Source organism: Sediminibacter sp. Hel_I_10, assembly GCF_000688335.1.
GTDB lineage: Bacteria > Bacteroidota > Bacteroidia > Flavobacteriales > Flavobacteriaceae > Psychroserpens.
In genome coordinates this window covers 1741398-1757141 of the sequence record NZ_JHZX01000001.1, presented here as the reverse complement: position 1 = coordinate 1757141, position 15744 = coordinate 1741398, and the positions used below count along the sequence as shown (strand labels likewise).

The 15744-nt window shown below is 37.7% G+C and carries 9 protein-coding genes and 1 pseudogene; 6 read left to right on the top strand and 4 right to left on the bottom strand.

Features of this window, described 5'->3' with window-relative positions:
• Positions 1–56: 56 nt before the first annotated feature.
• The gene (gene mutY, locus P176_RS0107825; RefSeq protein ID WP_026754179.1) at positions 57–1103 is read right to left on the bottom strand and encodes an A/G-specific adenine glycosylase; all 1047 of its coding nucleotides are present in this window, start codon (positions 1101–1103) and stop codon (positions 57–59) included.
• 135 nt (positions 1104–1238) lie between these two features.
• Between mutY and P176_RS0107820 the strand changes: the two genes are divergently transcribed.
• Positions 1239–1529, top strand: a complete 291-nt coding sequence (locus tag P176_RS0107820) for an HU family DNA-binding protein (protein WP_026754178.1) — start codon at positions 1239–1241, stop codon at positions 1527–1529.
• A gap of 362 nt (positions 1530–1891) precedes the next feature.
• Positions 1892–3436: a ribonuclease E/G gene (locus tag P176_RS0107815; RefSeq protein WP_026754177.1), complete on the top strand. Its 1545-nt coding sequence runs from the start codon at positions 1892–1894 to the stop codon at positions 3434–3436.
• Positions 3437–3527: 91 nt separating this feature from the next.
• On the opposite strand, the gene P176_RS0107810 is transcribed toward P176_RS0107815, so the two are convergent.
• The 3 genes from P176_RS0107810 to P176_RS0107800 form a co-directional block, all read right to left on the bottom strand.
• On the bottom strand, positions 3528–4565 hold the full coding sequence (locus tag P176_RS0107810) for an aldo/keto reductase (RefSeq protein ID WP_026754176.1): 1038 nt from the start codon (positions 4563–4565) through the stop codon (positions 3528–3530).
• A gap of 171 nt (positions 4566–4736) precedes the next feature.
• Positions 4737–5696, bottom strand: coding sequence for an OmpA family protein (locus tag P176_RS0107805; protein WP_026754175.1), 960 nt, complete (start codon positions 5694–5696; stop codon positions 4737–4739).
• 32 nt (positions 5697–5728) lie between these two features.
• Positions 5729–6499: an exodeoxyribonuclease III gene (locus P176_RS0107800; protein ID WP_026754174.1), complete on the bottom strand. Its 771-nt coding sequence runs from the start codon at positions 6497–6499 to the stop codon at positions 5729–5731.
• Positions 6500–6744: 245 nt separating this feature from the next.
• On the opposite strand from P176_RS0107800, the gene P176_RS0107795 reads away from it, so the two are divergent.
• The 4 genes and pseudogenes from P176_RS0107795 to P176_RS19155 all read left to right on the top strand — a co-directional run bounded on the left by P176_RS0107795 (position 6745) and on the right by P176_RS19155 (position 15744).
• Entirely contained in the window at positions 6745–10155 is a 3411-nt protein-coding gene (locus P176_RS0107795; RefSeq protein WP_026754173.1) for a hypothetical protein, read from the top strand.
• Positions 10156–10260: 105 nt separating this feature from the next.
• Positions 10261–10809, top strand: a complete 549-nt coding sequence (locus P176_RS0107790; protein WP_026754172.1) for a DUF3575 domain-containing protein — start codon at positions 10261–10263, stop codon at positions 10807–10809.
• A gap of 154 nt (positions 10810–10963) precedes the next feature.
• A complete protein-coding gene (locus tag P176_RS0107780; RefSeq protein WP_026754170.1) occupies positions 10964–11353 on the top strand; it encodes a hypothetical protein in 390 nt (129 codons plus the stop codon).
• Between the two features lie 77 nt (positions 11354–11430).
• A pseudogene (locus P176_RS19155) lies at positions 11431–15744 on the top strand (CusA/CzcA family heavy metal efflux RND transporter).

The window sequence follows — 15744 nt, the reverse complement described above, 5'->3', positions numbered from 1 at the left end:
CAAAATTAGTCATTTCGAAATCGTCAACTTAAAAGTAATGAAAAATTGTGAGTTCTTTAGGAGGCCATGTTGAAGTCTTCAAGAAAATTACCAATTAAAATAGGTGTTGGGTAGGTTTTTACTTCGGAAATGGGAATGCCTTGTTCTTGAAGTTGCTTCATTTCAACAATCCAAAACTTTGTGTATAGATGTTGATGGGATAATTTATGAACAAGCGTTTTGGTGTTATATAAGCTGAAGCTATAATCTACATCTTTAAAATAGGACGTGATTTTTGGATGTGACCTAAAGTCTTCGGCAATAAGTTCGGTTTTAGTTTCCACAAGTGGGAATTGATACAGATTTTGCCAAATTCCTTTCTTAGTTCGCTTTTCAAAAATGGTCTTTCCGTCTTCAGAAAGAACAACCAAAAAGTTGAAGTGTTTGTTGGTCACCTTTGTCTTTTTAAGTTTTACAGGCAACGCATCAACCTTCCCTTTTTGCAATGCAACACAACTGTCTTTTAATGGGCAAACCATGCAATAGGGGTTTTTGGGTTTGCATTGGGTAGCGCCAAACTCCATAACCGCCTGATTATAATCTCCAGGATGTGCTGTGTCAAGAAGTGTAGAGGCCAGTGCTTTAAATTCTTTAATGCCTGGAGTGCTATTTATTGGAGTATCAATTCCAAAATATCTAGATAATACCCTATAAACATTGCCATCAACAACAGCTGTAGGTTCATCAAAACAAATGGAGGCTATGGCGCTTGCCGTATAATCACCAACGCCTTTGAGTTTTATGATTTCAGAATAAGTCGTTGGAAATTTGCCATTGAGCTCGTAGGCAATGTGTTTTGCAGAGGCATGTAAGTTTCTGGCTCTTGAGTAATAGCCTAGACCTTGCCAAAGTTTTAATACGGTTTCCTCATCGGCTTCTGCAAGATCAAAAACTGTTGGAAATCGGTTAACAAAAGCTTCATAATATGGTGAACCTTGCTTAACTTGGGTTTGTTGCATGATAATTTCAGACAACCAAATGAAGTATGGGTTTTTAGTACTTCTCCACAGAAGATTGCGCTTGTTTATTGAATACCAATTGGTTAAAATCTTCTTAAAATTCATAAATTAAATGTAACTGCCACAAAAATAATTCTTTATGGGGTTAAATTTTAATTAATTACGCTTGAAATATTGAAATTTAAATACCTATATTTGCATCCCTTATAATTAATAGATTAACCCTAAAAATTAATAGCAATGACAAAAGCTGATATAGTAGCTAAAATTTCCGATAAATTAGGAATGGAAAAAGGAGATGTTCAAGCCACGGTTGAGACATTCATGGAAGAAGTGAAGTCTTCATTAGAAGGAGGAGATAATGTTTACCTTAGAGGATTTGGAAGCTTTATAGTGAAAACTAGAGCAGAAAAAACTGGACGTAATATTTCTAAAAACACTACTATTAAAATTCCTGCGCACAACATTCCAGCGTTTAAGCCTGCAAAAGTATTTGTTGAAGGTGTAAAAACGAATGTTGAGGTTAACTAAGAAATTTGGTTCTCTAGAACTTTCGGTATTAAACTAACATTAATTAAAACATAAGAATTTATGCCAAGTGGTAAAAAAAGAAAAAGACACAAGGTAGCGACGCATAAGCGTAAAAAGAGAAGACGCGCTAACCGTCACAAGAAAAAGTAAATTGAAAAAGTAGTTTTTTAACTACTTTTTCGGTTTTAGAACGACGTTCTTTGATATAGAATTCATGTATTTATTTGCGTTTTACCTTCGCAAAGCATGGGTTCGCTGGAAATTCCCGTCCCGATTCTTCGGAGTTAGTCGGGAATCCTGTGTCAAATTAAATGAGTATCCATCTGTTTTGAAATGAATCAAAACGGATTAAAATTAACAACATGGAAAAAGAATTGATTATTAGATCTAGTTCTGATATTGTTGATTTTGCCTTATTAAAAGATGGAAGACTTGTCGAGTTGCACAAAGAGGAAGAAGCTAACAACTTTGCGGTTGGTGATGTGTTCATTGCCAAAACCCGTAAAACGTTACCTGGTCTTAATGCCGCATTTGTAAATGTTGGCTATGAGAAAGATGCATTCTTGCATTATCATGACCTAGGTCCAAAGTTACCTTCTCTTTTAAAATTCGTCAAGCGTGTAAGCACAGGTAGACATACCGATTTTTTACTGAAAAATTTTCAGTTTGAGAAAGATATTGACAAAAACGGTGGCATTGCCAATGCGTTAAAGTCAAATCAATCTCTTTTAGTACAGATTGTTAAAGAGCCAATTTCAACCAAAGGTCCTCGCATTAGTAGCGAGTTGTCCATAGCTGGTCGTTATATTGTCTTAGTACCATTTTCTGATCGTATTTCAATTTCTCAAAAAATTGAATCTAAAGAGGAAAAAGAACGTTTAAAACGTTTGGTCAAAAGCATTACCCCAAAAGGTTTTGGCGTTATCATTCGTACTGTCGCAGAGGGCAAAAAAGTTGCCGAACTGGACAAAGATTTACAGAATTTGCTGGAGAGATGGACAGCAATGTGTAAAAAATTAAATAAAGCGCACCTACCAAGTAAGGTGTTGAGCGAGATGAACAAGGCATCCTCTATCTTAAGAGATATCTTTGATGATTCGTTTTCAAGCATTACTGTAGATGATGAAGTACTTTATGCACAAATTAAGGACTATGTTCAAGAAATTGCACCAAGCAAAGAATCCATTGTGAAGCTTTACAAGAATGGCGTGCCACTTTATGAAAAGTTTGGTATAGAGCGTCAAATCAAGACTTCTTTTGGTCGTACGGTCTCTATGGCTAGAGGCGCCTACTTGGTCATTGAACATACAGAAGCAATGCACGTTATTGATGTTAATAGCGGAAACCGATCTAACAAACAAAAAAATCAAGAAGATACTGCACTAGAGGTCAATATGATTTCGGCTACAGAAATTGCCAGACAATTACGCTTGCGTGATATGGGTGGTATTATCGTTATCGATTTCATTGATATGAGATCTGCAGAGAATCGAAAAAAATTGTACAATCACCTCAAGAATGAAATGAGTGATGATAAGGCAAAACATAAGATTTTGCCGCCAAGTAAGTTTGGTTTAGTTCAAATTACCAGACAACGTGTTCGTCCAGAACGTAACATCAAAACAAAAGAAGAGAATCCTAATGGCGTTGCCGGTAGTGAAATTGAAGCACCAATCAAGGTAATTCAAGACATCACCCAAGACCTAGAGCGATTGTTGAAAAAAGACTATAAAAAGATAACGCTTAATGCGCATCCCTTTATAGCGGCCTTTATAACCAAAGGGTTTCCATCAGTACGATCCAAGTGGTTTATGGATCACAAAAAATGGGTAAAAGTTTTACCCCGAGATGCTTACACTTATCTTGAATACCGTTTTTATGACAAAGACGGTAAGGAAATCAAATAATATCTAAAACCCCTTTATTCTTCTGAATAAAGGGGTTTTTTCGTTTGATTATACCGGGCGAGATGCTTTATGTTTTTTATCAAAGTCTAAATCAAGTCGCAGGATTCGGAATCTCCGCATGTACTGCATTTATAGCTTCTAACATCTCATCAGTGATGGTACAATTGATGCTATCAATATTTTCCTCCAACTGTTTTAAATTTGTTGCGCCAATGATATTGCTGGTCATAAATGGCCTGTCGGTTACAAAGGCCAAAGCCATTTGCGCTAAAGTCATATTATGATCTTCAGCAATTTTTAAGTAGCGTTTTGTAGCCTTAGTACAATTTTCACTGCTGTATCTAGAAAATCGTGGAAAGAGGTTTAATCGAGATTGATCTCCTGCATTACCCTTGATATATTTTCCCGATAACACCCCAAAGGCCATAGGCGAATATGCTAATAGACCTATGTTTTCTCGCATTGAAATTTCTGCCATATCCCCTTCGAAAGCTCTGTTCAATAAAGAGTAAGCATTTTGAATGGTAATCATTCGGGCCAAATTGTTGGCTTTAGATGCTTCTATAAAGCGCATGGTACCCCAAGCCTTTTCGTTGGAAATACCAATATGACGAACCTTACCAGAGGCTACGATATCATCTAAAGTATGGAGTACCTCATTAAAATTATCGGTCCATTGGTCATCGGCATCATGTACGTAATCTCTAGTGCCAAAAGTGTTCGTGTTGCGCTCTGGCCAATGTAATTGGTACAAGTCAATATAATCTGTTTTTAATCGTTTTAAACTTTGATTAACGGCATCATTTAATGCGGCTTTACTAAACCCATTAGTTCTAATGTGAGCGGTGTAATCTCCAGTACCGGCAATCTTTGAGGCCAATACCACTTTATCTCGGTTTCCAGTTTTCTCAAACCAGTTACCAATAATACGTTCTGTCTCGGCGTAGGTTTTTTGTTCGGCAGGAACAGGATACAATTCGGCAGTATCAAAAAAGTTGATGCCCTTATCAAGCGCCATATCCATTTGGGCAAAACCTTCTTCTTGACTGTTTTGGTTGCCCCAGGTCATGGTGCCTAAACAAATCTTACTGACTTTGATATTTGTGGTTGGTAGTGTGGTGTACTTCATCTGTATGGCCCGTATAAACAGGAATGTCTTTTTTGTTAAACTGAACTCAGGTTAAAGATAGAAAGACCTTTCCCGTTTTTAAAACTTGAAAGGTCTTTATTTCTATAGTTGCTACCGGTTTTTAGGTAACAATAAATGTTTAAAAGCTATTTTGAATAAAAATGCAGTGCTCTAGATCTCATTAAGAAGTTTAGAGATCTCGTCAAGTTTTGGTGTCAAGATCACTTCAATCCTTCTGTTTTTTGCTTTTCCTTCAGCAGAATCATTTGAGGCTATTGGTGCAAACTCGCCTCGACCCGCTGCTGTTAAATTCTCTGGTTTTATGGCATTGTTCTCTCTAAGAATATTAACAATGGCCGTAGCTCTTTTTGTAGATAAATCCCAATTGCCACTTAATTGCGCATTGCCTTGATAAGGCACGTTATCGGTGTGGCCTTCTATAAGTATGGCAATCTCAGGATTGTCTGCTAAAACGGTTCCTAATTGCTTTACGGCTTGTCTTCCCTGAGAGCCAACAGCCCAGCTTCCGCTTTCAAACAGTAATTTGTTTTCCATAGAAACGTACACCTTACCATTGCGTTGCTCAACCGTTAACCCTTTTCCTTCAAAATTGGTCAAGGCTTTTGAAACGGCATCTTTAAGCTTAGACATGGCTGCATCTTTATTGGCGATAACGCTTTCTAGTTCTGCAACACGCTGTGATCTGGATTCTAATTGTTGTTTCAGATTTTCAAGTCTGGCGTTTTCCGCAGCAAGTGCTTGTTCTTTAGATTCTAATTGTGCGAGCAGTTCCCTGTTCTTCTTAGAGTTATCAGCAATAGCAGCAGAGCTGTTTTTTTCTAAAGCGTCGTAAGATGCTTTTAAATTTTCTAGGTTAGATTGTATGGCATCATATTCTCCCTGTAACATATTCCGTTCAGAAAAGGTTTTATCGTATTCCATTTGAAGCTTGGCCAAATCGTTTTTAGATTGGTTGAGCATGGTTTTGAGATCGGTATTCTCATCTGATAGGGTGCGATTCTCTTTTTTAAGATCTGCATATTTATCCTCTAAATCGGTATACAGTTTTTTAGAGACACAAGAGGTAGAAAGTAGGGTTACTACCAGTAATAAAGACAATTTTTTAAGCATGGGGTTTTAGTTTTGGTTCGTCAATTTAATAATTATGCAACACTGCTTTCAATTTCAATCAAGATTGGACAATGGTCACTGTGTACTGCTTCGGTAAGGATAACGCTTCGTTTTAATTTTTCTTGTAGTGGCTCGCTAATCATTCCGTAGTCTAAACGCCAACCTTTGTTATTTGCTCGGGCATTAGCGCGGTAGCTCCACCAACTAAATTCTTGTCTCTCAGGATGCAAATGTCTGAATGAATCAATAAATCCACTCTCAATAAAATCTCCAAGCCACTCTCTTTCTTCGGGTAAAAAACCAGAAACACCTTTCATTTTTGGGTTGTGAATGTCAATTTCTTCATGGCAAATATTATAATCCCCACAAACGACAAGATTGGGGTGCTGTAGCCTTAATTCGTTTAAATATTCATGAATCATGTTCATGTACTCAAATTTATGAGACAACCTAGCATCGTTTGTGCCAGAGGGCAAGTACATGCTCATCACGGAGATGTCGTCAAAATCTGCTCTCAAATTTCTTCCTTCGTAGTCCATAGATTCAATACCGGTTCCATAGGCAACATGAATTGGCTCAATCTTACTTAAAATAGCCACGCCACTGTATCCCTTTTTTTGAGCACTAAACCAATAATTGTAGAGATAACCAGCATTTTCTATGGCTTCAATATCGACTTGCTCTTTCATAGCCTTGATTTCTTGAAGGCATACAACATCTGCATTTGTAGCTTTTAACCATTCAATTAGGCCTTTGTTCATTGCGGCTCTTACGCCATTGACGTTGTAGGATAGAATTTTCATAAAATAGGATTAAGTATTGAGAACATAGTATTGTGCATAATTTTCCAATTGTTTCTTGCGCCCTAAAACGATGTCAAGGCATAAATTTTATGGTGTACGATGATTTACCATGTTAGCTTTGGTACTTTGTATGCTCTTGTTTCGTTTCTTTCAGCTAAAATAAATAATACTGTACTTTTACACGACTAATCGACCGTCACTTTTAAGCATAAAATAATTTAGGCTTTTACAAGTTTAATTAGTGAATGAAAATTACTATCGCGTTTCTGTGTTTTATAATAGGCTGCTCTGTCTTTGCGCAAGAGCCAAGCACGAATTATAGAACCAAAACAATAGCGGTTCGGGACGCTATTCAAATTGATACGGTAAGCATCAATCCTTCTTGGTTTTTAGTAAAACTTAAGGATAATTCTACAGTCGACACCACTTTTTATAGTATCGATTTTAAAACAGCGCTTTTAAAGTTTAAGAGACCCATAGAGACCGACTCAGTTAAAATAGATTATTTACGCTACCCAGAGTTTTTAACCCGAAGTTATTTTCAATTGGATGATAAGGTGGTGGTTGAAAACACAGATAACCTTCAACGACTCTACAAACTCAATCAATCTAACCTTCAAAACACCTTTACACCTTTTGATGGCCTGAGTACTTCTGGTAGCATCTCTAGAGGCGTCACGATTGGCAATAACCAAAACTCGGTGTTAAATAGTGAGTTAGACCTTCAAATTTCAGGAAAAATAAGCGAGAAGGTGTCTTTAAGAGCTTCCATTCAAGATGCTAATATTCCGTTGCAAGAAAGTGGGTATTCCCAGCGTCTCGATGAGTTTGATCAAGTATTTATTGAGTTGTTTAGTGATCGTTGGAACATTAGGGCAGGTGATATTGATTTGGTAAACGATAACAGTTATTTTGCGCGTTTTACCAAGCGCGTACAGGGGCTGTTGGTCAACGTCAATTTGGGAGACGAGGATGCCACAACCAACCTATTTGCAGCGGGAGCATTGGTGCGTGGGCAATTTACCACAAGCCAATTTACGGCTCAAGAAGGCAACCAAGGACCTTATAAATTACGCGGCCCCAATAATGAACTGTTTGTGCTCATTGTTTCGGGCAGTGAGACCGTTTATGTTAATGGTGTGCCATTAGAGCGCGGTGAGAACGAAGATTATATTATTGACTATAATGCTGGCGAAATCATCTTTAACTCTACATTCCCCATAACTTCGGAAATGAGAATCACGGTAGACTATCAATTTAGCGAGCGTAATTATTCTCGATTTACGGCCTTTGGTGGCGGTAATTACACCACGGAAAAATTAAAACTAGGGGTTTCGGTCTATTCTGAAGTAGATGCCAAGAACCAACCCCTTCAACAAAATCTTTCTACGGAACAAGTAGGCATTCTTGCCGATGCCGGAGACAATATCTCTCAAATGGTGGCTCCCTCTGATGTAGAGCAGGCCTATGATGAAAACCGAATTCTCTACCGAAAGGAACTCGTGAACGGGGAAGAGGTGTTTGTGTTTTCAAATGATCCAGAGGATCAGCTTTTCAGCGTCAAGTTTACCCAATTAGGAGTCAATCAAGGCGATTACATGCTCATCAACAGTAATGCTGTTGAAAACATTTATGAGTACGTAGCGCCAATTAATGGCGTGCCACAAGGTAATTATGCGCCCGTGGTGCAGTTAGATGCTCCAGAGAAATTGCAGGTTGCGGTAGTTAACGGCAGTTATAAGCCAACAGAACGAACAGATGTTTATTTTGAGTTGGCAGGAAGCAAAAATGATCTCAACCTATTTTCAAGCTTAGATGATGGTGATAATAATGGCTTTGCGGGCCGTTTAAGTGTTAAGCAAAATCTCATTAAAACAGATAGTCTTTGGAACTTGAATCTTTATGCAGACGCAGATCTCATTCAGGATAATTACACCACCATCCAACGGTTGTATCGGGCCGAGTTCAATAGGGATTGGAATTTGGATAACCCCTTAGGTAATCAAAGCCTTTTGTCTTCTGGAGTAGAATTGATGCACCCAAAAAAGGGTACAGCGAGCTATAAGTTTGAGCATTTAAATTATTCAGAAAATTTCAATGGGAATCGGCATAATCTCTTGGCAAACCTAAGGTTAAACCGTTGGCATTTATTTTCAAACTCTAGTTTTTTGAGCAATAATAGTCGTGTGTCTACTTCTACATTTTCTCGCTCTTTTAACCGCGTAACCTACAGTTTCAATAAGCAATGGGTGGGTACAAGAATTGCATTTGAGGATAATGAACAGCGGCAAAAGGAAACTGATCTATTGACCAACTTGAGTCAAAGATTTAACTCTTATGAAGCTTTTACGGGCTATGGCGATAGTACGGGTGTTTTTGTAGAGCTGGGCTATAAGTATAGGGTTAACGATAGTTTGAGAGCGAATAAGATGGAGCGCGTCAATACCTCTAATACCTATTATGTGAGATCAAAATTGATTCAGAACACAAATACCAATTTAGGCATCTATGCCAACTATAGAAAATTGAACAGTAAAGATGAGAGCACTGAAGATGAACGCTCTTTAAACTCACGGATCAATTTTAATCAAAAATTGTTCAATAACTTGGTCATTTCCAATACCATTTTTGAGACCAACAGTGGTTCTTTGCCCCAGCAGGATTTTACTTATGTTGAGGTAGAAGCAGGTCAAGGAAGTTATACCTGGATTGATTATAACAACAACGGTATTCAAGAGCTTAACGAGTTTGAGGTGGCGCAGTTTTCAGATCAAGGAAGTTTTATAAGGGTGCTTTTGCCCAATCAGGTCTTTGTAAAAACCCATCAAAACAGGTTGAGCCAGTCTTTGACGATTAATTTTCAACAATGGTCCACTTCCGAAGAAAAAACCAAACAGGTCTTTTCTCATTTTTATAATCAAACGTCGTATTTGGTCGATAGAAAAACGAGGCGAGAGGGCAATACCTTTGATCTGAATCCTTTTGCATCTGCAGATGATAACCAACTCGCCTTGAACAATAGTATTAGAAACGTACTATTTTATAACCGCGGAAAACAAAATTACACCACATCTTACACCTATTTAAATAATACCAATAGAAGTGTACTTTCCATTGGCTTTCAAGAAAATAAATTGAGCAGTCATCAACTGCAATTCAATCACCTTATTGCTAAGAGCTGGCTCATCAATTTAGAGTCGAGCATTGAAAAAAATGAAAGTGAAAACGAAAATTTCGCCTCTCGAAATTATGAGTTGGATGAACTGCGTTTTCAGCCAAAACTATCCTATCTTTTTAATGAGAATGCGCGTTTTGATGTGTTTTACCAATACACTTCAAAAGACAATGGTATTGGTGATATGGAGCAGCTTTTACAAAATAATTATGGCATTTCATTTACCTATAACAGCACCAATAAAATAGCACTAAACGGTGCGGTCAACTTCTTTAAGAATGAATTTACGGGCGATGCCAATACACCGGTATCCTATCAGATCTTAGAGGGGCTTCAACCGGGTAATAATTTTACATGGAGTCTCTTGGCTCAAAAAAAGCTTACCAAATTTTTAGATTTAAATTTAAATTACTTCGGAAGAAAAACAGAAACCTCAAAAACAATTCATACGGGAACGGTACAATTGAAAGCCTATTTTTAAGTCAGTATTTTTTTATTTTTAAAGCAACCTTTTTAGTAACATTGCATCTATATTTTGGTATGACAAACCCTACCAAACCATTTAATAACCCTAACTCTAAATAACATGAAAAAAATAGTTTTTTGTGCGCTTATGTTGTGTGTAACGCTTTCTGCATTGTCTCAAGAAGATACGACTGCACCTGATGTTTATGAAAAATATAACGAAGTAAAAATTAATGGTATATTTCTCTTGATTGGAGCCATTGAAGCCAGTTATGAGCGCAATTTATCCGAATCCTCTTCTGTAGGGATTTCTGCATTTGTACCCTTTGATGTTGACATTGACCTTAATTATTATGTCTCGCCATACTACCGTGTGTTCTTCGGAAACAAATATGCGGCGGGTTTCTTTTTGGAAGGCTTTGGAATGTTAAATTCTGTAAGAAATGAAGAGTATTATTTTATAAGTAATGGCGATTCGGTAATTAGCTACAGCGAAGGTGAAGATTATACAAATTTTGCTTTAGGCTTAGGTGTTGGAGGCAAATGGGTGGTTAAAAACGGATTTACTTTTGAGCTTGTTGGTGGCATAGGACGTAATTTGTTAGATACTAAAGACTCAGATGTCGAGATTGTGGGCAAACTTGGCTTTAATTTAGGGTATCGATTTTAAAAAAATAAAAGACATAAACTGTTAAGGCGCTCAGGTTCTGAAAAGAACTTGAGCGTCTTTTTTTTATGGACGTTTAATTCAATAGATTTAATTTGTAATGTGATTTTTGATTTTCGGTCATCAATTAAAGATTCTTTTTTATAACTTTGAACATATGCAAAAAGCGTTTGCCATAGCATTTTCTTTACTGGTGCTTGTTCAAAGCCTAAAAATCGGTGTTGAAGACATTTCAAATCTCAATGTCTTGCTAAACCATGCCGAATTTCACCAAAATATGTACGGCGATTCTTTTTTTCAGTTTTTAGCAGAGCATTATGGGGATGCTGTAGATAATCACCCAAGTGATCATAAAGACCATGAGAACTTACCGTTTAAACATCACCATCAAACCTGTGTGCACTCGTCTATAGCCTTTACGTTTGAAACCTCTTCTTTTGATTTAGATCAACAACTATTTATAGATATTCCTTTTAATTTCTTCTACGAGGAGTCGAGCTCTTTGTTTGAAAAACTATCCGTTTTTCAACCGCCAAAAATGGCATAATTCAATTTTTTAGATTTTTAATAAGACGTGCATTTTTAAAATGCGCTGTCATTAACTCATCTTTTTATATATGAATTATGTTAACCAATATTATCAAGTTTAGCTTAAATAATAAGCTCATCGTTTTTCTATTTACCGCCTTTATTATTGGATTCGGATTTTTCTCATTGACTCAAATTCCCATTGGAGCAGTTCCCGATATTACCAATAATCAAGTGCAAGTGATCACCACATCACGAAACCTAGCAACACAGGATGTTGAGCAATTTATTACCTATCCTATCGAATTGGAAATGGCAAATTTGCCAGGCGTCAAAGAGATTAGATCGGTCTCAAAATTTGGGTTGTCTGTTGTAACTATTGTTTTTGAAGACCGTCTAGGCACATATTTGCCAAGACAGCTTATTGCAGAAAAAATCAGTTCTGCCTCAGAGCAAATTCCAGACGGTTTTGGTACTCCAGAAATGGGACCAATTACCACTGGTTTAGGCTAAATTTACCAATACATCCTCGATGTAAAGCCAGGTTACGAAGATCGCTATACCACTACCGAGTTGCGAACCATTCAAGATTGGATTGTAAAACGGCAATTATCTGGAATTCCTGGTGTTGTTGAGATCAATACTTGGGGAGGGTTTTTAAAGCAGTACGAAGTTGCTATCAATTCCAACAAATTGACGGCCATGCAAATTTCAATTTCAGAAATTTACGAGGCTTTAGAAAAAAACAATAGCGTTGCAGGAGGTGGCTATATTGAAAAGAATGACAAGGCCTTTTTTATTAGAGGAGAAGGTTTAGTCGGCTCTATCGAAGATATCCAAAACATCGTGGTTAAAAACGATGGCGTCCCCATTTACATTAAAGATGTTGCTCAAGTTGGTTTTGGAAATGCAACCCGTTTTGGGGCTATTACAGGCAATGGAGAGGGAGAAAAAGTGTTGGGTCAAGTGATGATGCTTAAAGACGGCAACTCCAAAGAGGTGATTGATACCGTGAAAGAACGGGTAGCAGCCATACAAAACACATTGCCAGAAGGCGTGTACATCAATGGGTTTTTAGAGCGCAGTGAATTGATAGGGAAGACCACATTTACCGTTGCCGAAAATTTAATCTTAGGGTCGTTGATTGTCATTTTTGTCGTCGTTTTGCTCCTCGGAAATTGGCGCTCGGGTTTGGTAGTGGCTTCTGTAATTCCACTGAGTTTATTGTTTGCTATCATTTTGATGAACGCGTTTGGAGTTGATGCCAATTTGATGAGTTTAGGGGCTATCGATTTTGGAATCATTATCGACGGAGCAGTGATCATTGTAGAGTTTACGGCATTTCAAATCATGTCTAAATCGAGTCAACTTAAGACTGTTGACAATTCTGAAAAACAGACGAAAATTGACGAGATTACTCTAAAAAGTGCTTCAAAAATGATGAGTTCTGCCATTTTTGGGCAATTAATCATTCTTATTGTATTTATTCCTATTCTGTCGTTAAGTGGTATTGAAGGTAAAATGTTTAAGCCAATGGCCATGACCTTTAGTTTTGCTCTTATTGGCGCGATGCTGCTTTGTTTAACCTATGTGCCCGTGGTGTCTTCCTTGTTTTTAAGACCAAGTAAGCAATCTGCCAATAACATTTCAGTAAAACTAATGGGTTTTATAACAAAACAGTACCAACCTGTGATCAATTGGGCATTACTGCACAAACGGTGGGTTGTAGGGCTTTCAGCCATCTTATTGACTGTGAGTTTTTGGATATTCAGTACCATGGGCGGTGAATTTGTACCCACATTAGATGAGGGAGATTTTGTGATTCAGCCCATATTAAAGACAGGAACCTCATTGGGGAAAACCATAGAAATCACGACAAGAATTGAAACGATTTTATTGGATAAATTTCCAGAAGTAGACCAGGTGGTATCGAGAATTGGAGCTGCAGAAGTTCCAACAGACCCCATGTCTATGGAGCAAAGTGACATTATAATCAAACTGAAACCTAAAGATGAGTGGGTTTCTGCAACGAGTAAAGATGAGTTGGCCGATAAATTTAAAGAAGCCCTTACCATAATCCCAGGAATGGAGGTGGAGTTTACACAGCCCATTGAAATGCGTTTTAATGAGTTGGTTACAGGTGTGAGGGCAGATGTAGCGATTAAGATTTTTGGAGATGACCTAAGTGTGTTAGCCACTAAGGCCGAAGAAATCAAATCCCTAATTCAAAATGTTGAAGGGGCTGCAGATATTTCGGTCGAAAAGGTAGAGGGTTTGCCTCAAATGAGCGTGGCGTTCAATAGAAGTAAAATTGCACGCTATGGATTAAATATTTCAGATTTGAATCGCATCATTTCAATGGGTTTTGCAGGAGAATCAATGGGAAGTATTTTTGAAGGTGAAAAGCGATTTGACCTTGTGGTGCGTCTGCAAGAACAGAACCGAGAAAATTTAGCAAGTCTTCAGAATTTGTATATAGACACCCCTAACGGAACTAAAGTTCCGCTTAGTGAACTGGCCGACATTAGTTATACCACAGGTCCTGCTCAAATTTCTAGAGACAACACCAAACGCCGAATTGTGGTGGGTATCAATGTAAGAAACCGTGATCTACAATCTGTGGTAAACGACGTGCAACAGATTTTAGATAGCAATCTCAAATTGCCTGTAGGCTATACAATAACATATGGCGGTCAATTTGAAAACTTACAAAGTGCTAAAGACCGCCTACTTGTTGCTGTACCGGTCGCTCTAGTACTCATTTTTATTCTGCTGTATTTCGCCTTTAATTCGGTAAAGGAAGCCTTAATTGTATATTCTGCCATCCCTTTATCTGCCGTTGGAGGCATCCTTCTACTCTGGATAAGAGATCTGCCCTTTAGCATTTCCGCAGGTGTGGGATTTATAGCGCTATTTGGGATAGCCGTTTTAAACGGAATTGTACTTATTGAACACTTTAAGGCGCTTAAAGCAGAAGGACATGCCAATATTGAGGATCGTATTAAAAAGGGAACTACAGAACGGCTTAGGCCCGTATTGTTAACGGCAATGGCAGCTGCTCTAGGATTTTTACCAATGGCCATCTCTACCAACGCTGGTGCCGAGGTACAACGACATTTGGCAACGGTGGTTATTGGCGGATTGGTAACCGCAACACTGTTGACCTTAGTGGTTTTGCCCGTATTGTATGCTTGGTTTGAAGAAAAAAAAACAATAAAGATGAATAAAACTGCTATAACAACAATTATAGTCCTACTGTTTACCTTTTCGGTAAGTGCACAAAATAAAGCATTAACCGTGCAAGAAACTTTGGCCTTAGCTAAAGCGAACAATGCCAACTTAAAAGCAGAAGATCTAAAAATTGAAGAATCAAACGCTTTAATAGGTTCGGCGTTCAATTTTGACAAAACCAATATTTATTATCAGTATGACGAAAATAATTTGGCAATCAATAACCAACCACTTAAAGTGTTTGGAGTATCCCAAGACTTTAAATTTCCTACGGTTTACTTTGCCCAAAAGCAGGTGAATACCTCAAAAGTTGGTGTGCAAGAGGCAAGTTATGTATTGCAATTGCAGCAGGTAACCAAGCGTGTCTATTCTAATTTTTATGAGCTACGGTATACCAAGCAAAAAGCTAAAGTGTATCGCTTTTTGGACAGTCTTTATCAAGACTTCGCTAAAAAAGCAGAACGTCGTTTTGAGTTGGGAGAAACCAATTATCTTGAAATGATCACCGCTCGCTCCAAACAGAAGCAATTGGAGACGCTTTATAAACAATCTTTAAGGGATGTGGTTTTGTCTAACGAGCAATTAAAAAAAATAGTTCAAGTAGACAGTATTGATATTAAAGAAGAGGCGCTTGAAAAGCTACAGCTTGAGAATTTATCGGTAGGTGAAAACGTAGGTTTAAGGCTCTATGACGCATCAATACAATACCAACAAGCAAAGACCAAATTAGAGCGGCAGGGGTTTCTGCCAGATTTGAGTGCCGAATATTTTCAGGGGTCCAATAGTCAATTAAATCAAAATCTCATCGGCTATAAATTTGGTTTGAAGATTCCTATTTTATTTGGTGCCCAACGGTCTAAAATTAAGGCTTCAAAACTATCAGAAGCTATTGTCATCGAACAAAAGAACGACTATCAAAAACAATTGGATGCAGAGTACCAATCGCTTTTGGCAACACTTAGTCGTTATGAAGACGGTATTCGTTATTATGAGACTCAAGGCAAAACACTTTCTGAGGAAATCGTCAAGACCGCAACACGAACATTTAAAGAAGGGGAAATTGACTTTTTTCAATACATCCAAAGTTTAGAGACTGCCCAAACCATTGAGTTGACTTACTTGGAGCAGCTCAATCAATACAATCAAACGATAATTACAATCAACTATTTAACTTTATAA